At 73.3% G+C, this 16897-nt stretch carries 15 protein-coding genes and 1 pseudogene; 5 read left to right on the top strand and 11 right to left on the bottom strand.

Features of this window, described 5'->3' with window-relative positions; genetic code table 11:
* Positions 1–2: 2 nt before the first annotated feature.
* The 4 genes from dgoD to FHX32_RS16355 form a co-directional block, all read right to left on the bottom strand.
* Positions 3–1151 (bottom strand): galactonate dehydratase, encoded by a 1149-nt coding sequence (dgoD, locus tag FHX32_RS16340; RefSeq protein ID WP_167183471.1) that lies wholly within the window; start codon positions 1149–1151, stop codon positions 3–5.
* 4 nt (positions 1152–1155) lie between these two features.
* Positions 1156–1971, bottom strand: coding sequence for a carbohydrate ABC transporter permease (locus tag FHX32_RS16345; protein WP_167183474.1), 816 nt, complete (start codon positions 1969–1971; stop codon positions 1156–1158).
* A complete protein-coding gene (locus FHX32_RS16350) occupies positions 1968–2915 on the bottom strand; it encodes a carbohydrate ABC transporter permease (RefSeq protein ID WP_208418818.1) in 948 nt (315 codons plus the stop codon). Before FHX32_RS16350 ends, FHX32_RS16345 begins: the two co-directional genes overlap by 4 nt.
* A 78-nt stretch (positions 2916–2993) precedes the next feature.
* A complete protein-coding gene (locus FHX32_RS16355; RefSeq protein ID WP_486481131.1) occupies positions 2994–4283 on the bottom strand; it encodes an ABC transporter substrate-binding protein in 1290 nt (429 codons plus the stop codon).
* Positions 4284–4420: 137 nt separating this feature from the next.
* On the opposite strand from FHX32_RS16355, the gene FHX32_RS16360 reads away from it, so the two are divergent.
* The 4 genes from FHX32_RS16360 to FHX32_RS16375 all read left to right on the top strand — a co-directional run bounded on the left by FHX32_RS16360 (position 4421) and on the right by FHX32_RS16375 (position 7227).
* Positions 4421–5182 carry a FadR/GntR family transcriptional regulator gene (locus FHX32_RS16360; protein ID WP_486481132.1) on the top strand — a complete coding sequence of 254 codons (762 nt, stop codon included), beginning with the start codon at positions 4421–4423 and terminating at the stop codon, positions 5180–5182.
* A gap of 221 nt (positions 5183–5403) precedes the next feature.
* Positions 5404–6255, top strand: coding sequence for a DUF4287 domain-containing protein (locus FHX32_RS16365; RefSeq protein ID WP_208418819.1), 852 nt, complete (start codon positions 5404–5406; stop codon positions 6253–6255).
* A complete protein-coding gene (locus FHX32_RS16370) occupies positions 6252–6638 on the top strand; it encodes a VOC family protein (RefSeq protein ID WP_167183481.1) in 387 nt (128 codons plus the stop codon). The genes FHX32_RS16365 and FHX32_RS16370 overlap by 4 nt, the downstream gene beginning before the upstream one ends.
* A 160-nt stretch (positions 6639–6798) precedes the next feature.
* Positions 6799–7227, top strand: a complete 429-nt coding sequence (locus tag FHX32_RS16375) for a PPOX class F420-dependent oxidoreductase (RefSeq protein WP_167183484.1) — start codon at positions 6799–6801, stop codon at positions 7225–7227.
* 19 nt (positions 7228–7246) lie between these two features.
* Here the strand turns inward: FHX32_RS16375 and FHX32_RS16380 are convergent, their stop codons facing one another.
* The 4 genes from FHX32_RS16380 to FHX32_RS16395 form a co-directional block, all read right to left on the bottom strand.
* The gene (locus tag FHX32_RS16380; RefSeq protein WP_167183487.1) at positions 7247–8557 is read right to left on the bottom strand and encodes an MFS transporter; all 1311 of its coding nucleotides are present in this window, start codon (positions 8555–8557) and stop codon (positions 7247–7249) included.
* Positions 8558–8757: 200 nt separating this feature from the next.
* Positions 8758–9696: a mechanosensitive ion channel family protein gene (locus FHX32_RS16385; protein ID WP_167183489.1), complete on the bottom strand. Its 939-nt coding sequence runs from the start codon at positions 9694–9696 to the stop codon at positions 8758–8760.
* An 83-nt stretch (positions 9697–9779) separates the two neighbouring features.
* Positions 9780–10889: a hypothetical protein gene (locus tag FHX32_RS16390; protein ID WP_167183493.1), complete on the bottom strand. Its 1110-nt coding sequence runs from the start codon at positions 10887–10889 to the stop codon at positions 9780–9782.
* A gap of 47 nt (positions 10890–10936) precedes the next feature.
* The gene (locus tag FHX32_RS16395; protein ID WP_167183495.1) at positions 10937–12565 is read right to left on the bottom strand and encodes a protein kinase domain-containing protein; all 1629 of its coding nucleotides are present in this window, start codon (positions 12563–12565) and stop codon (positions 10937–10939) included.
* A gap of 314 nt (positions 12566–12879) precedes the next feature.
* Between FHX32_RS16395 and FHX32_RS16400 the strand changes: the two genes are divergently transcribed.
* Positions 12880–14481 carry an ATP-binding protein gene (locus FHX32_RS16400; RefSeq protein WP_208418820.1) on the top strand — a complete coding sequence of 534 codons (1602 nt, stop codon included), beginning with the start codon at positions 12880–12882 and terminating at the stop codon, positions 14479–14481.
* 19 nt (positions 14482–14500) lie between these two features.
* On the opposite strand, the gene FHX32_RS16405 is transcribed toward FHX32_RS16400, so the two are convergent.
* The 3 genes and pseudogenes from FHX32_RS16405 to FHX32_RS16415 all read right to left on the bottom strand — a co-directional run bounded on the left by FHX32_RS16405 (position 14501) and on the right by FHX32_RS16415 (position 16831).
* Positions 14501–15586: a hypothetical protein gene (locus FHX32_RS16405; protein ID WP_167183497.1), complete on the bottom strand. Its 1086-nt coding sequence runs from the start codon at positions 15584–15586 to the stop codon at positions 14501–14503.
* The gene (locus FHX32_RS16410; RefSeq protein WP_167183499.1) at positions 15583–15930 is read right to left on the bottom strand and encodes a PadR family transcriptional regulator; all 348 of its coding nucleotides are present in this window, start codon (positions 15928–15930) and stop codon (positions 15583–15585) included. The genes FHX32_RS16405 and FHX32_RS16410 overlap by 4 nt, the downstream gene beginning before the upstream one ends.
* Positions 15927–16831 (bottom strand): annotated as a pseudogene (locus tag FHX32_RS16415) (SPFH domain-containing protein). The gene FHX32_RS16410 and the pseudogene FHX32_RS16415 overlap by 4 nt, the downstream one beginning before the upstream one ends.
* Between the last annotated feature and the right edge of the window lie 66 nt (positions 16832–16897).

Consider the following 16897-nt stretch of genomic DNA (forward strand, 5'->3'; position numbering starts at 1 on the left):
GATCACCATTCCGCGTAGGAGCCGTCGCGGTGCCGCCAGGTGGGGCTGCGCCAGGCGTGGCCGCGCTTGTCGGCCGTCCGCACCGCGTGTTCGTCGATCTCGATGCCGAGGCCGGGCGCCGTGAGCCGCTCGACGTACCCGTCGACGAAGGTCAGCGGGGTCTTGTCGAGGCAGTAGTCGAGCACCTCGGCGCCGAGGTTGTAGTGGATGCCGATGCTCTGTTCCTGGATCAGGTAGTTCGGGGTGGCGAAGCCGACCTGGAGGCAGGCGGCCAGGGCGATCGGACCGAGCGGGCAGTGCGGGGCGAGCTGCACGTCGTACACCTCGGCCAGCGCGGCGATCTTGCGGACCTCGGTGATGCCGCCGGCGTGCGACAGGTCCGGCTGGGCCACGGCGATGCCGGCCTGGAGCACCGGCAGGAACTCCTGCCGGTTGTAGAGCCGCTCCCCGGTGGACACCGGGGTGGTGGTGGAGCGGACGAACTCGCCGATCAGGTGCGAGTTCTCCGGCACCACCGGCTCCTCCAGGAAGAACGGCCGGAACTCCTCCAGCAGCGGGGCGACCCGGCGGGCGCTGGCCAGGCTGAACCGGCCGTGGAAGTCGACCGCCACGTCCCGCTCGTCGCCGAGCACCTCGCGGGCGGCGGCCACCCGCCGGACCACGCCGTCCAGCTCGGCGACCGAGGCCACCGGGCTCATCTTCCCGGACGCGTTCATCTTCACAGCGGTCAGGCCGCTCTCGACGGCGGCGCTGATCTGGTCGCGGACCTCGGCGGGCTCGTCGCCGCCGACCCAGCCGTAGACCCGGATCCGGTCCCGGACCGGGCCGCCGAACAGCTGGTGCACCGGCGCGCCGAAGTGCTTTCCGGCGATGTCCCAGAGCGCCTGGTCGAGCCCGGCGACCGCGCTGGCCAGGATCGGCCCGCCGCGGTAGAACGAGCCCTTGGTCATCACCTGCCAGTGGTCCTCGATGCGCAGCGCGTCCTGACCGATCAGCAGCTCGCTGAGCTGCTCGACGGCGGTGCGGACGGTCTCCGCGCGGCCCTCGCAGGTGGCCTCGCCCCAGCCGACGATCCCGTCGGTGGTCTCGACCCGGACGAAGAGCCAGCGGGGCGCAACGAGGAAGGTCTCCACCCGTGCGATCGTCGTCATGGCCTCAGCCCTTCGTGGCGCCGGCGGTAAGGCCGGAGACGATGTACTTCTGCACGAACAGCGCGATCACCATGATCGGCACGGTGACCACCGTGGCCGCCGCCATCAGACCGCCCCAGTCGATGCTGGCGTAGCCGACGAAGTCGAAGATCGCCACCGGCAGCGTCTTGGTGTCGGCGCCGGAGAGCACCAGGGCGAACATGAAGTTGTTCCAGGAGAAGATGAACGACAGGATGCCCGCGGTGGCGACGCCGGGCACCGACAGCGGCAGGGTGATCCGCCGGAACGCGCCGATGTGGGTCAGCCCGTCGACCAGGGCCGCCTCTTCGAGCTCGGCGGGCAGGCCGTCGAAGTAGCCCATCATGATGTAGACGATCAGCGGCAGCGAGACGAACATGTGGCTGAGGATCAGCACGGTGTAGCCGCCGACCATCTGCAGGTTCGAGAAGACGTAGTACCAGGGCACCAGCAGCGAGACGCCGGGGATCACCCGGGCCATCAGCACGACGAGCGCGGACTTCTTCATGTTGAACCGGCTCATCGAGTACGCGGCGGGCACGCCGAGGATCAGCGACAGCACGGTCGCCGCGAACGCCACCCAGAGGCTGTTGCCGATGAACTGGACGTAGTTCGCCTGCTCCAGCACCGTGCCGTAGTTGTCCAGGGTGGGCGAGAAGGAGAACGCCTTCTCGGTGTCGTAGATGTCGACGTTGGTCTTCAGCGACGCCAGGATCATCCAGAGCAGCGGCGCGATCAGCGAGAACACCACGACGACCAGCGCCACCGCCCGGAACACCTTGAACGGCCTGCTCGGCTTCATCGCTCCAGCCCCTTCTTGCGGTAGGTCAGGGCCCACATCACCCCGATGATGATCAGGAAGAAGATGATGAGGACCGTCGACGAGACGCCGTAGTCGTTGTAGTCGAAGCTCAGCCCGTAGGCGTATACGTTGAGCGTCTCCACCTCGTGGAACGACCCGCCGCCGCGACCCTTGGTCGCGTAGAGGATGTCGAAGGTCTTCAGCGCGTCGATGCCGCGCAGCAGGACCGCGACGATCACCGTCGGCATCAGCAGCGGCAGGGTGACGTGCCGGAACCGCTGCCAGGTGCTGGCGCCGTCGATCAGCGCCGCCTCCTGGGGCTCGTCGGAGAGCGAGGTCAGGCCGGCGAGCAGGATCAGCACGACCATCGGGGTCCACTGCCAGATGTCGATGAACATCGTCGTCGGCAGGGCGGAGTTCTGCCCGGAGAGCCAGGGCTGCGGGCCGATCCCGACCCAGCTCAGCAACTGGTTCGCCATGCCGATGTTGGGGTCGAAGATCAGTCGCCACATCATGCCGACCGCGACCGGGGTGGCCACCAGCGGCAGCAGGATGGCGACCCGGACCCACTTCTCACCGCGGAACGGCCGCCACAGCAGCAGGGCGATCGCCATGCCGAGGACGACCTCGACCAGGAGCACGACGCCGGTGAACAGGACGGTGCGCCACACCGCCGGCCAGAACCGGTCGGTGTCGGAGAGCACGTCCAGGTAGTTCTGGAAGCCGATGAACTCGCTCTCGGCGCGGACCGAACCCTCGGCGTCGGTGAGGCTCAGGTACCCGGTCCACGCCACCGGGAAGACGATCAGCACGGCGACGAACGCCATCGCGGGTGCCGCGAAGAGCCACTTGCGGTGCGCGTTGGCCCAGCGCGACCAGGCCGATTCGGACGGCCCGGACGGGGCCGAGGGCGATCTGGTGGCCGGGGTGGTGACGACTGACATGGGGTCTCCGGGGTTCTCAGGGCCAGGGTCCCGGTGCGGGGTGGCGGAGCCGGTCGGCCCCGCCACCCCGCGGTGGGACTACTTCGCCTCGTCGTCGAGGAACTTCTGGAACGCCTCGTTCGCCGCGTCCGCCGAGGCGGCCGCGTCCTTGCCGGTGATCGCGTCGACGATCGGCTGACCGACGATCTCCCGCGCCTCGGCGACCTTCACGACCAGCGGACGGTCGTGGCCGACGCCGTTGGTGGTGCTGACCGCGGTGGCCTCGGCGAGGTCCTTCGGGTAGGTCGAGGTGCCCTCCGGGTTCGCCCAGACGGAGGCGCGGGCGCCGGGGACGCCGGCCTTCTGCTGCGCCAGCGACTGGTCCTTGCCGGCCGCCCACTGGATGAACTTCCAGGCGTTGTCCTTGTTCTTCGACTCGTCGTTGATACCGAGCGCCCAGGACGGCACGTTGTACGGCTTCGAGCCGGCCGGGCCGGCCGGGAAGGTGGCGAAGCCGACGGTGTCGGAGACCTTCGACTTGGCCGGGTCGGTGGCGTTCTTGTACAGCGAGTTGGCCTCGGTGTAGAAGGCCGCCTTGCCCTGGGTGAAGATCGCCATCGCCTCGGACCAGCTCATGTCGGTGCTGATGTTCTCCGGGCCGTGGTCGCGCAGCAGCCCGCCGTAGTAGGCGTACGCCTGCTTGGCCTGCGCGGTGTTGACCGACGCCTTGCCGCTGGCGTCGACGAAGTCGCCGCCGAAGCTGTAGAGGAAGCTGGAGAACTGGGTGACCGCCGCCGACTTGCCGGTACGGGCCACGAAGCCGGCCACGCCCGGGTTGTCCGCCTCGACCTTGGCCGCCTGCGCCTTGAGCTCGTCAAGGGTCTTCGGCGGGGCGGTGAAGCCGGACTTCTCCAGCAGGTCCTTGCGGTAGTAGAGGACCTCCTGCTCGGTGATGATCGGCACGCCGACCAGCTTGTCCTCGTACGAGGTGGCCTGCACCGGGCCGGCCTGGAAGTCGCTGAACTCGAAGGCGCTGTCCGACTTGGCCTTGTCGGTCAGGTCGGCGAGGTACTTGTTCTTGGCGAACAGCTTCCCCTCCTGCAGCGGCCGGTACATCATCACGTCCAGGTCGGTGGACCCGGCGTTCAGCTTGACGTTGTACTGGTCCGACAGCTGGTCCTCGCCGAGCTGGGTCACCTCGACCTTGAGGCCGGTCTGCTTCTCGAACTCCGGCAGCGACTTCTTGATGTTCTCCGTCCAGACGTGGTTCACCAGCGTCACGCGGAGGGTGTTCGAGCCGCTGCCGCCGTCGTCCCCGCCGCCACAGGCGGACAGGCCCATGGCGGCGACCACGGCCAGAGACGTGCCGATTATCGATCGACGTCGCACGCTTGTCTCTCCTTCTGTCCCCGGTCGCTGCCCTGACTAGGGCGCTACCTCGGTGTTTACATCCGCTTAACGTCGGGATGCTAGGCCGAAAAAGCGGACTTATTCAAGAGGTTGATCTAACTGATATGATCCGTGGCGTGGAACGGTACTCCTCCGGGGGCGCAGCCGCCCAGAACGCCCCTGCCGAGGCCGGGCTGCACGCACGCGTCCTCGACCACCTCGGCACGGCCATCTGCGGCGGCGACCCGGCCCCCGGGGCGATCCTCAACATCGACGAGCTGGTCGACCGGTACGCGGTGTCCCGCTCGGTGATCCGCGAGGTGCTGCGCGTCCTCGCCTCCATCGGGTTCATCGAGACCCGCCGCCGGGTCGGAGTGATGATCCGGCCGGCGGACGACTGGAACGTCTTCGACCCGCAGGTGATCCGCTGGCGGCTCGCCTCGGCCGGGCGGATCACCCAGCTCCGGTCGATCACCGAGCTGCGTACCGCGGTCGAGCCGCACGCCGCCTGGCTGGCCGCCACCCGGGCCGACCACGACGAGGCGAGCGACCTGGTCGGGCTCGCGGCGAAGATGTGGGCCGCCGGCAAGGCCGGCGACGAGGAACGCTTCCTGAGCCTCGACATCGAATTCCACCGGCGGGTGCTGGTCGCGTCCGGTAACGAGATGTTCGTCCGGTTGCAGGACCTGATCGCCGAGGTGCTCACCGGCCGGCACAAGCACCACCTGATGCCGCACCACCCGAGCGACGAGGCCCTCCAACTGCACGCCGATGTCGCCCAGGCGATCCAGCGGCACGACGGCGAACGCGCCCGCCGGGCGATGGTGCAGCTCATGGAGCAGGCGTTCGACGAGATGAAGTCGATCTGGGAGCAGAGCGCCGAGCCGGACGGCTCCTGACCAAACCCCCTTTCCGCGCGTCCCTCCCGAAGCTCCGCCCGCCCGGCGTATGCTGGTGGCGGCGCCGTCCCGCGCCTCACCTCCTTTCCGGTGCTCACGCCGCCGGCCGCGCGGAGGCAAAGGGAACCTGGTGTTCTCGGGATGCCGTGCCACATGCCTTCTCCGGCGCGGTCGACGGGAGCGTGAGTCCCTGCGGCCGTGCCGTTGACAGGGAGCATGTGATGACACGCCAGCACACCTTCAAGGCCCGGGTCCGCAGCCGGATGGCCAAGACCGGCGAGAGCTACACCACCGCCCGCCGCCAGCTGCTCGCCCGCGCCCAGACCAACCCGGCCGAGCCCGCCGCAGCCGCGACCGCCCCGGCAGAGGCGACGACCCTGCTCTCGGCAGACCCGGCCGAGCCGACGACCCCGGCCTCAGCAGCCCCGGCGGCCCCGATCTCCGCGGCGACGGGCCCGGCGGCCGCGTCGGTGCCCGACCAGGCCGGGCCGGCGGCGGCCGTCGCCGGACCGGCGGAGCAGACCGAACGGATCTCCGACGCGCTGCTCAGCGAACGCACCGGGCGCCCCTGGGCGCAGTGGTTCGCCCTGCTCGACGATTGGGGCGGCACCGGGCGGACGCACACCGAGATCGCCCGCTGGCTGGTCACCACCCACGAGGTGCCCGGCTGGTGGGCGCAGACGGTCACCGTCGGCTACGAGCAGGCGCGCGGCCTGCGGGCACCCGGACAGCGCCGCGGCGGCGGATTCTCCGCCAACGGCTCCCGCACCGTCGCGGTGCCGGTGCGGCGGCTCTTCGACGCGTTCGCCGACGACGCGCTGCGCCGGCGGTGGCTGCCCGAGGACGTCCGGGTCCGTACGGCCACCGCGCCGAAGTCGTTCCGCGCCGACTGGGCCGACGGGTCGACCCGGATCGTGGTCGGCTTCGCGCCCGCCGGCGAGTCGAAGTCCCGGGTGGCGGTGCAGCACGAGAAGCTCGCGGACGCGGAGCAGGCGGCGCGACTGAAGGCGTACTGGCGGGAGCGGCTGGCCGCGCTCAAGCAGCTCCTCGAGTCGGACGGAGACCCGCGATGACGGCGACCTTCATCAACCTGCCGGTACGCGACCTGACCACCTCCACCGAGTTCTTCCGGATCCTCGGGTTCCACGCCGGCGACCTGTCGCCGGACGGCACCAGTGTCCAGCTCACCCTCACCGACACGACCCACCTGATGCTGCACACCACCAGCTCGTTCGCCGGCTACACCGGCGTCGACGTGCCGGACACGGCGACCGGTCGGGAGGTGATCGTCGGGCTCGGCCTGGACAGCCGGGAGCAGGTCGACGACCTGATCGGCCGGGCCGTGGCAGCCGGGGCCGAGAGCCTCGGCGAACCGCGGGAGCAGGGCGGCCTCTACATGGGCGGCTTCCGCGATCTCGACGGCCACCAGTGGTCCTTCCTGCACGTCGGCGGCTGACCGCCGGATCCGGTGGCGGTCGGCCGACCGCCACCGGACCGGCAGCCCCGGCCGGCGCCGCACCGCCCAGCGGTCGCGCCACCGCCTCCCGCCCGCGCGCCCAGCTGCGCTGGACGGGCCGGGCGGGCACGAGGGCGTGGTGATCGACCAGAATGGCGCCATGGCGCGGAGGATGACCGACGAACAGTGGCGGGCGTTCGTCAGCCACGGCACGCGGACCGGCAAGCTCGCCACCGTACGGGCCGACGGCTCGCCGCACGTGGTGCCGGTCTGGTTCGTGCTCGACGGCGACGACCTGGTCTTCAACACCGGGCGGAGCAGCGTGAAGGGACGCAACCTGCGGCGCGACCCGCGGGCCGCGCTGACCGTCGACGAGGAGCACCCGCCGTACGCGTTCGTCGCGGTGCGCGGCCGGGTCACCGTCAGCGAGGACCTCGACGAGATGCTGGCCTGGGCGACCCGGATCGCCGCCCGTTACGTCGGCGACGACCACGCCGAGCGGTACGGCCGGCGCAACGCGGTGCCGGGCGAACTGCTGGTGCGGCTGCGGGTGGAGCAGGTGGTGGCCTTCACCGGCATCGCCGACTGACAGCGAAGGCCACCGCCGGCTAACGACCGGCTGCCGCCCGCCGCCCGCCGCGACCGGCCGCCGGCGCCCCTCGCCGCCGCCCGCCGACCGCCAGCAGCACGGCGACCAGCGGGTACGCCGCCGCGGCCACCGCGAAGGCCACCCCGTTGCCGGCCGCCGTGGCGACCAGCCCGTACCCGGCGTAGACCACGATGATGGTCAGGTCGGTGCCCACCCCGGCCAGCGAGGTGACGGTGGCCCGCCCGGGACCGGTGATCCGAGCCTGCAACCGCGCCTCGGCCAGCACGCTGGCCAGTTGGAAGCCGCAGAAGGCCAGACCCACCAGCACGAAGCCGACCGGCCGGCCGAGCAGCGCCCCGGCGGCCAGGGCCAGGCCGGCGAGCGCCAGCAGCGCCGCCTGCCCGCGCCGGCCCAGCCGCTCCCCGGCCGGGGCGAGCAGCCCGCCGACGCTCACCCCGACCCAGATCAGCAGGAGCAGCAACGGCACGGTTTCGTCGGCGACGCCGGTGTCGCGGGCCAGCAGCGGGGTGTACTCCTCCAGCGCGCCCCACACCGCGGTGACCGCGGCGACCAGCAGCACCGCCGAGCGGACCGCCGGGTCGGCGCGCACCTCGGCCAGGCCGGCCCGCAGGCTGGCCCACCAACCGAGGTCGTCCTCCGCCGGCTCCGACCCGCCGGCCGCGCCGGTAGCGGCGGGGTTGGTCTGGGCGGCGCCGCTCGGGGCGGGGCTGGTCGGGGCGGGCGTGCGGTGTTCCGGGAACCGGGTGGCGACGGCGGCGGCGAGCAGGCAGGCCAGCACGCTGGCCGCGCCGACCGCCGGGTATCCGCCGACGGCGAGCACCGGGGCGGCCAGCACGATCGAGGCGAGCACGGCGAGCGTCTCGGCGGTCCGGGCCCGACCGATGATCCGGGCGTACCGGCCGGCCGCGCCGAGGCGGTCCAGTTCGGTGAAGACCAGCGCCTCCAGCGCGCCGGAGGCGAGCGCCCCGCCGGCGCCCCACAGCACGAAGCCGACGGCGAACGCCGGATAGGACGGGACGATCACCCAGAGCGCGAACGCGGCGGCGCTGACGAGCGGAGCGAGGCGGAGCAGCAGTCGCCGGGAGACCGCGTCGGCCCAGGCGCCGGAGGGCACTTCCAGCAGGATGCTGCTGGCCGACCAGATCACGAACAGCGAGCTGATCTGCCACACGGACAGGCCGGTGTCGCTGAACAGCAGCGCGTACACCGGATAGAGCAGGACGAGTTCACCGAGGAACGCGTACCCGTAGAGGGTGGCCGCCAGCCGGCGGACACGCGGATCGGGCACGCGCGCGGAGATGGGAGTCATGAGGCCTTCCCGGAGGGACGAAACGGACGCCGGACGTACGGCGACCGCGGCGGCCCACGGCAGTGGCCTCTAGCGGAGCATCAACATCGCCAGGTCATGCGGCGATGGTAGTCGGACCGGGCCGCGCCGGCCACGCCCATTCCCGGACACGCACCGGGGTGGGACCCGACGGGTCCCACCCCGGTGCGGTCGGCGACGGGTCAGCGCCGGTCGCGGTCCACCGCCGGAATGACCACGGTGGCCTCGGCGTCGTCACCGGTCGGCTGCGCCGGGATGGTGGCGCCCCGCGGCGTGGGCTGGGTGGCGTCCGGGTCGGTCGGCGCCGCAGCGGCCGCTCCGGTGTGGCCGGGCGCGGCGGCCACCACCTGGGTGGCCTCCGGGTCGCCACCGGCCGCGCCCGCGCCGGGCGCCGACTCGGCCAGCCGGGCCGCGGTGTCCCGACGGCCCGCCTGGTACGCCCGGGCGTGCGTCGCGATCGCCTGGGACTCCTGCTCGGCCCGGGTGAGCCAGGACTCCCACCGGCTCTGCATCGGCCGGACCAGCCCGCCGCCGACTCCGACGACCAGGATGCCGCCGACGGTGGCCAGCACGGCGATCAGCACCGGGGTGGTCACCGCGGTGGCCACGCCGATCTGGTTGAGCGCGGCGATGATGCCCAGGCCGAGGATGAACACCGAGGCGATGGTGGCCAGGATCCGGCCGTACGACAGCCCGCCGAGGGCGCCGCTGATGATGTCCTTGACCGCGTTGGCGATCGCCGCGGCGACCACCACGATGACGATCGCGACGAAGGCGCGCGGCAGCCAGGCGATCACCCCGGCGATCAGGTCCGAGATGGGGTTCGGCCCCCAGATACCGAACGCGAGTTGCAGGGTCACCAGCAGCACGCCGTAGTAGACGAGCTTGGCGACGATGTCGCTGGCGTCGTACCGGGAGCGGGCCAGTGCCCGGCGGATGCCGCCGCGCTCGACGGCCCGGTCGAAGCCGACCCGCTCCAGCACCTTGTCCACGATCTTGCGCAGCGCCTTCGCGGCGAGCCAGCCGACCACCAGGATGGCCACGAAGCCGACGGCCTTGGGCAGGAAGAGCAGCACCGAGCGGACGGCGTCCCCCACGGCGTCACCGAAGTTGTCTCGCATCGAAATCCTCCACAGCACCGGTTCGTCCGGGCCGACCTACCCCGTGGGGATCCGCCGGAAACCCCGGGCGCGGCGCCGGGAGGTCACGGCCGGCAGTCGTACGCGACCTCGGTCTGCGCCTGCATCGGCGCCGGCGAGGTGATGTTGACGGTGGCCGTCTGCCGGGTGCTCCCGACGCCGGTGAACGTCCACTCCAGCGTCAGGTCGACGCTGCGCTGCCCCCGGCCGACCCGCTCGGTCAGCACGTTGCTCGGCGGGCTGCCGGAGCGCAGCCACTGGTACTCGATGACCCCGCCGCGGCCGTTGGTGCGTACGGTCGCGACGACGTCGACGGTGACGTCACACCGGTCACCGGCCGGCTCGGGAACCGCCACGGTCACCCCGGTGATCTCCAGCGGGCTGATCCGCTGCCACAGGTAGATTCCGACGGCGGCGAGCAGCGCCAGGGTGACCAGAGTGGACAGCACCGAGGTGACCGTCCGCCAGATCGACCGTGGGCGTCGCGGCGGCGGCGCCGGCCAGCCGGGCGCGGCCGGCGGCGTGGTCGGGACGCCCGGCCCGAACCGGACCTCGCCGCCGGCCGGTACGGCAGCCGCACCGGGCGTGGTCGCGCCGGTTCTTCCCGGCATCGTCGCGCCGGCCACACCGGTGCTGCCGGGCGTGGCCGCGGCGGTACGCGGGCCGTAGAGCGTGCCGGTCCCGGCGGCGGTGGTGGCCCCGCCGGGCGGCTGGGTCGGATCCACCGTGCCCGGCCAGGCAGCCGTACCGGGGCCACCGGTCACGCCCACCGTCGGCCCGGCCCCGCCCATGTCGACCGTCGCCTCCCCCGCCGGCGGCGGAACCCATCCACCCGCTCGGTGACCGGTCGACTCGGCCCGACGCACCGTCGGCTCCGCAGCGCCCAGATGCACCGTCGACTCCCCCACACCCAGGTGCATCGTCGGCTCCGCAGCGCCCAGATGCACCGTCGACTCCCCCACACCCAGGTGGACCGTCGGCTCCGCACCGCCCGGCTTCCTCGGCGGCGGGCCGAGGTGGACGGTCGGCTCGACCGGCTCCGGGCGCTGGGCGGACTCGGGGGTGAGCCGCACGGTGGGCTCGGCGGGGCGCGCCGGCGCGGCGGGCGGGCCGGGCGGGTCGTCGTACCCGGCACGGGTGGGCAGCGCCTCGGTCGGGTCGTTCGGCTGGGTCACGGCGGCCCGTCCTGTCTCGTCGTGGTCGGCTTGGCGTCGAGGGGCGGTCAGCCCGGAGTGCAGTACGTGTCGAGGGTGACGTACACCGGTCCGCCCTCGGCGGTGTTGCCGGCCTGGTCGGTGGCGAGCACCCGGACCGGGATCCGGGTGGCGCTCGCGGGCCGCGGCAGGTCGCCGAAGGCACCCCGGAACGTCCCGTCGCGGCCCGGGGACATGGCGACGTCGGTGGACCGGCCGTCGAGGGTGTAACGGAGCCGCACCCGCAGCGAGCCGACCGGGGTACGGTCGTCGGCGACGACCGCGGCGACGGTGCTCGACGTCGGCCCGTACGGGCAGCCCTGCGGATCGAGCCTGGTCGGGTTGGCCGCCACCCGCCCCACTTTCGGGGCGACGGTGTCCGGCGGCGGCGGTGGGCTGGTGCTGGTCGACGCGCTCGGGCTCGGGCTCCGGGTGGGCGGGCGGGTCGTCGCACCGGGGGTGGCGGGCTCTGGCGCCGCCGTCGTGGTGGCCGGTTCGCCCGACGGGGTGGCGGTCGCGCTCGGCGTCGGGGTGGGCGATCCGGTGCCGGGCGTGGCCGCCACGCCGCCGGTCACGGTGGTCGATCCCGAGGTGCCCGCCCCGGCCGCGGGCAGCGGCTCGTCCCGGGCGGCGTAGCTGAGCCCGGCACCGCCGACCAGCAGGGTGGCCACCACCCCGGCGCCGACCAGCGACCTACGGGCCCGGCCGGGGCGCAGCCAGGTCCACCGGCCGGTGCTCGCGCCGAGGGCGGTGCTGGCCAGGCTGGTGGCGCCGCCGGTGCCGTCCGGGAAGGGGAAGAGGGCGGCCAGCAACGCCGCCCGGCGGGCCAGCTCGCGCAGCCCGCGCTCCTCCCACTCCGTGCCGTACGCCCGGCCCGCCACCTCTTCGAGCAGGGCGAGGAACGCCTGGGCGGGTTGCGGCCGGTCGGCCGGCTGCTTGGCCATGCCGTGGCGCAGCAGGTCGTGCACCGGCGCGGGGGCCGGGTCGGTGGGGATCGGCGCGGTGGCGTGCTGCTGGCGCAGGGTGAGCAGGTCCCGCCCGTCGTACGGTGGACGCCCGGTGAGGCATTCGTAGAAGGTCGCGGTCGCCGCGTAGATGTCGCAGGCCGGGCTGGCCGGGGCACCGGTCCACTGCTCCGGGGCCATGTAGCGGGGCGTGCCGGTGACCGAGACGCCGGAGGCGGCGCCGATCGGCATCGCGATGCCGAAGTCGGCCAGCTTGCTGGCGCCCTCGGCGGTCACCAGCACGTTCTCCGGCTTGTAGTCGCGGTGCACCACACCGCGGGCGTGCGCCGCCCCGAGCCCGGCCAGCGATCCCTTGAGGACGCAGAGCGCCGCCTCCGGCCCGGTCGGGCCGTGCGCGCGCAGCATCTGCCGCAGCGACACGCCGTTGACCAGCTCCATCACGATCGCCGCGCCGTCGGGCGACTCGACGTATTCGTAGAGGCGGGAGACGTGCGGGTCGTCGATCTCGGCGAGCAACCGGGCCTCGTCGCGGAAGGCGGTCCGGAACGGCGGGTCGTCGCCGACGCCACCGGTGAGGTACTTGATCGCCACCGGGGTGCCGGTCGCGTCGTGCACGGCCAGGTCCACCCGGCCCGACGCGCCCGCGCCGAGCTGCCGCACCGGCGTGTAGCCGGACACCTGCCAGCCGGTCACGCGATCACCTCCCCGCTCGGCGGGTCGTCACGGGCGCCACGCTGGTCATTGTGGCCGGCACTCCGGGTCGGGCCATCGGCGCAACGGGTGCTTCCGCCGCCCCGGACGTCGGCCGGCGCGCGGCCGGCCGGTCCGGGCCGGGCCCGCCCGCCCGCCCGCCGGTCACCGCGGGGCGGCCGGGCGACGGCGTCGCGGCCCGGTGCCGGCATGGTCGATCGCGGACACACGTCCACACAGGTAGCAGCCCTCGGCAAGCCGGCGCGGTGGCCGTCCGCCCTCCGCGCCGGCTTGCCGGCTCGGTTAATGTGCAGGCCGTGAGCGACAGCGGAACGGTCCCGGCGACGGACAGCCGCCGGAAGACGACCCGGTGGTGGCTCAGTGTCATGTTGCTGACCATGGCCGCCGTCGTCGTGCTCGGCGGTGGTCTGGGCGCCGCCGCCCTCACGCACACCGCGGCGGTGTCCGACCGGTTGGCCGACCGGATCGCCCCGGCCCGGACGGCCGTCGGGGAACTCGACAACGAGCTGGTGAGCCAGCGTGCGGCCGTGTTCGCGTACGCCCTCAGCGGGGAGGACCGGTACCTCGCCGCGTACCGGCAGAACCTCGAGGCCGAGCCCGTCACGGTGGCCCGGCTGCGCGACCTGCTGGCCGACGAGCCGGCGGCGCTGCGCGACCTGGAACGCGCCGAGGCGCTCGCCGTCCGGTGGCACGACGACGTCGCCGAGCCGCTGGTCCGGGGCCGGCAGGCCGGCACCGACCCGGCCGAGCTGGCGGCGGTGGCGACCCGCGGCCTGGACACCTTCGAGGCGCTGCGGGCGGAGTTCAGCGGGCTGGTGGCGCGGCTGGACCAGATCCGGGACGCCGGCCGGGCGGACCTCGACCGGGCCCGCGGGCTGCGGGACCTCACCTTCGTGGCGATCCTCGCCGCGCTGCTGCTGACCAGCGTGGTCAGCTCCGTGCTGGTACGGCTGACGGTGCTGCGCCCGTTGGAGCGGCTCGGCGAGTCGGTGCGGCAGGTGGCCGGCGGGAACTTCCGCCACCGGCTGCGCCCGCAGGGGCCGGCCGACATCGCCCGGCTCGCCGACGACGTGGAGACGATGCGGCAGCGGATGGTGGACGCGCTGGAGCGCGGCCAGCACGACCGGGACGCCCTCGAACAGCAGGCCGCCGAGCTGCGCCGGTCCAACGAGGACCTGGAGCAGTTCGCCTACGTCGCCTCGCACGACCTGCAGGAGCCGCTGCGCAAGGTGGCCTCGTTCTGCCAGATGCTGCAACGACGCTACGGCGACCAGCTCGACGACCGGGCCCGGCAGTACATCGGCTTCGCGGTCGACGGGGCCACTCGGATGCAGGAGCTGATCAACGACCTGCTGGCGTTCTCCCGGATCGGCCGGGTCTACAGCGACCTGCGCGAGGTAAACCTGGCCGAGGTGTTCGAACAGGCGGCGGCGAACCTGTCCGGGGTGGTGGAGGAGGCCGGCGCGGAGATCACCCGCGATCCGCTGCCGACCGTGCGGGGCGACCCGACGCTGCTGACCATGCTGTGGCAGAACCTGCTCGGCAACGCTGTCAAGTTCCGCAGCCCGGAGCGGGACCCCCGGGTCCGGGTGACCGTGGCCGACACGCCGGACGGCTGGTCGTTCACGGTCGAGGACAACGGCATCGGCATCGACCCCCGGTACGCCGAGAAGATCTTCGTGATCTTCCAGCGGCTGCACCCGCGTGGCTCGTACCCGGGCACCGGCATCGGCCTGGCGATCTGCAAGAAGATCGTGGAGTACCACGGCGGCACCCTGAGCCTGGACGAGACGTACAGCGGCGGGGCGCGGTTCCGGTTCACGCTGCCCCGCCCCGCGCCGCCCGCCGTACCGGAACAGCCGGGCGAGCCGGCGGCCGAGTCGGCGGCCCCGGCCTGAGCCGGGACCGCCGAGCAGGTCAGCCGGCTGGCTGGGCGCGGTCGGCGGCGCGCCCGAGGGCCAGCATCCGCAGCCGTTCCTCCCGGCGGCGGACGAGCAGCACGCCGGCGAGGAAGGCCACCGGCGGGGCCAGGGCGAGCGCCGCCCACTGCGCCGGCACCAGCGGGATCGGGTGCCCCATGTGCGCGGTGGAGGTGGCCCAGCCGGTGAGGGTGCCGTCGACCACCGCGACGAGCGCGAGCACCGGCGCGGCGTAGACCGCGATCCGCCGGCGGACCGGCGGCGGCAGGGTGGCGACCGCGACCAGCAGGGCGATGCCGGCGACGGCCAGGCCGGCCTGGTAGAGCAGGATCACCGCCTCGGACCGGGCCGTCAGCCCGTAGCTGCCGTACACCGTCATCGGGCTGTCGGTGGCGAAGCCGGGGTCGGTCATCCGGTTGATCCGCAGCACCGTCTCGACCAGGACCAGCGCGGCCCCGACGAGCAGCAGCCGGCGTACGCCGAGCAGCCCGGCGGCCCGCCGGCGCGGCACCGGCACGCTGAGCGCGACCGCCACGGTCAGCGCCAGCGCGACCTGCCAGAGGTTGTCGGCCACGTAGCCGGGTTCGTCCCGGAAGCGCGGCAGGAGCAGCACCGCCGCGGCGACGACGGCCGCCCAGGCCAGTCCGGCGGCCAGCCGCCGGAACCCAAGCAGCATCGCGGCGCACACCGCCGCCCAGCCGGCGACGCGCAGCCAGTCGACGGCGTCGACGCGCGGAGCCGAGCCACCGGGCATCATCGGAAGCCCGCTGGTCGGGCCGAACTGGTCGAGCAGCACGTGCGCGCTCATCCCGAACAGCGCCAGCGCGGTCAGCAGGCCGGTGACCGCCGCGCCGTCCGCCCAGGCCGGGTCGGTCATCCCGCGCGCGGTCACCCGGAGTCGGGCGCGCAGGCCCGCGACGAGGACGTCGGCCACGTCGCGCAGACCGGGCCGCCGCTGCCCGGGCCGGGAACCGGCCAACAGCACGGCGAGCATCTCGTCCTCGTACGCCCGGCGGTGTTCCCACGGGTAGACGCGGAGCAACCGGCGGTAGCGGCCCTCCAGCGGGGTGATCCGCTCGCTCACGCGGCACCACCCTCGGCGAGCAGACCGGCACGGCGCAGCCGGGCACCGGCGGCGTCGGCGTTACGGCGCAGCCGGGCGGCCTCCTCGGCGAGCCGGCGGGCACCGAGACCGGTCAGCCGGTAGTAGCGGCGCAGCCGGGACTGCACCACCTCCTCGCGGTCCACCTCGATCAGACCGTCGGCGCGCAGCCGGTCGAGCACCGCGTAGAGGGTGCCGGCGCGCAGCCGCACCCGGCCGTCGGAGATGCGTAGCACGTCCTCGATCACGCCGTAGCCGTGCTGGGGTGTCTCGGCGAGCGCGGTCAGGATCAGGAAGGTCGGTTCCCGTAACGGGCTCTCACTCATGCCGGCAGCATATACACGTTGCCGGTATATGACTGTCCCGTCAGGTCGCCGGTGAGCCGCCGTCGGGCTCGGCGGTCGCCGCGACCGTCCCGGTGACCGGCCCGAGATCCGGCACGCCCGACGCACCCTGCTCCGGAGTGGTACGGCTGAACCGGTCGAAGAAGCGCAGCAGCTCCACCGGGAACGGCATCACCAGGGTGCTGTTCTTCTCCGCCGCCACGTCCACCACGGTCTGCAACAGGCGCAGCTGGTACGCCCCCGGTGTGGCCGCCATCGCCCGGGAGGCGTCGGCGAGCCGGCGGGACGCCTGGTACTCGCCGTCGGCGGCGATCACCCGGGCCCGGCGTTCCCGCTCCGCCTCGGCCTGGCGGGACATCGACCGCTTCATCCCCTCCGGCAGCGCCACGTCCTTGACCTCGACCCGCTCGATCAGCAGTCCCCAGGGCTTCTCGGTCGGCGCGTCGATGACCGCCTTCAGCTCGGCGTTGACCCGTTCCCGGTCGCCGAGCACGGTGTCCAGGTCGGCCTTACCGATCACCGAGCGCAGCGCGGTCTGCGCCACCTGGAGCACCGCCGACGGGTAGTCGTGCACGTTGACCAGCGCCTTCACCGGATCCACCACCCGGTAGTAGACGACCGCGTCGACGGTGAGCGTCACGTTGTCCCGGGTGATGGCGCCCTGCGGAGGCACACCCATCACCACGGTCTGCATGCTCACCCGCACCATCCGGTCGGCGACCGGCACGATGAACTGCAGGCCCGGCTGCCGGACGCGGTCGAGCACCCGGCCGAACCGGAAGACGATGCCGCGCTGGTACTGCTGCACCAGCCGCACGCTGAGCGCCCCGAGCAGCGCCAGCAGCGCGAGGACGATCACCACGCCGATCACCGTGGCCTCCACGGCACCCCCGATCCGGGCGGCCAGGGCCGCCGCCCGGACGCCGGGTACCCGTTACGACGCCGGCCA

This window comes from Micromonospora sp. CNZ280 (assembly GCF_011759515.1).

What these genes read in the sequence shown, in the direction of transcription:
- FHX32_RS16350 (WP_208418818.1), bottom strand. Translation starts at nt 2,915, where the DNA reads ATGTCAGTCGTCACCACCCCGGCCACCAGATCGCCCTCGGCCCCGTCC.
- FHX32_RS16370 (WP_167183481.1), top strand. Translation starts at nt 6,252, where the DNA reads ATGACGGCGACCTTCATCAACCTGCCGGTACGCGACCTGACCACCTCC.
- FHX32_RS16385 (WP_167183489.1), bottom strand. Translation starts at nt 9,696, where the DNA reads ATGCGAGACAACTTCGGTGACGCCGTGGGGGACGCCGTCCGCTCGGTG.
- FHX32_RS16375 (WP_167183484.1), top strand. Translation starts at nt 6,799, where the DNA reads ATGGCGCGGAGGATGACCGACGAACAGTGGCGGGCGTTCGTCAGCCAC.
- FHX32_RS16345 (WP_167183474.1), bottom strand. Translation starts at nt 1,971, where the DNA reads ATGAAGCCGAGCAGGCCGTTCAAGGTGTTCCGGGCGGTGGCGCTGGTC.
- FHX32_RS16365 (WP_208418819.1), top strand. Translation starts at nt 5,404, where the DNA reads ATGACACGCCAGCACACCTTCAAGGCCCGGGTCCGCAGCCGGATGGCC.
- FHX32_RS16410 (WP_167183499.1), bottom strand. Translation starts at nt 15,930, where the DNA reads ATGAGTGAGAGCCCGTTACGGGAACCGACCTTCCTGATCCTGACCGCG.
- FHX32_RS16380 (WP_167183487.1), bottom strand. Translation starts at nt 8,557, where the DNA reads ATGACTCCCATCTCCGCGCGCGTGCCCGATCCGCGTGTCCGCCGGCTG.
- dgoD (WP_167183471.1), bottom strand. Translation starts at nt 1,151, where the DNA reads ATGACGACGATCGCACGGGTGGAGACCTTCCTCGTTGCGCCCCGCTGG.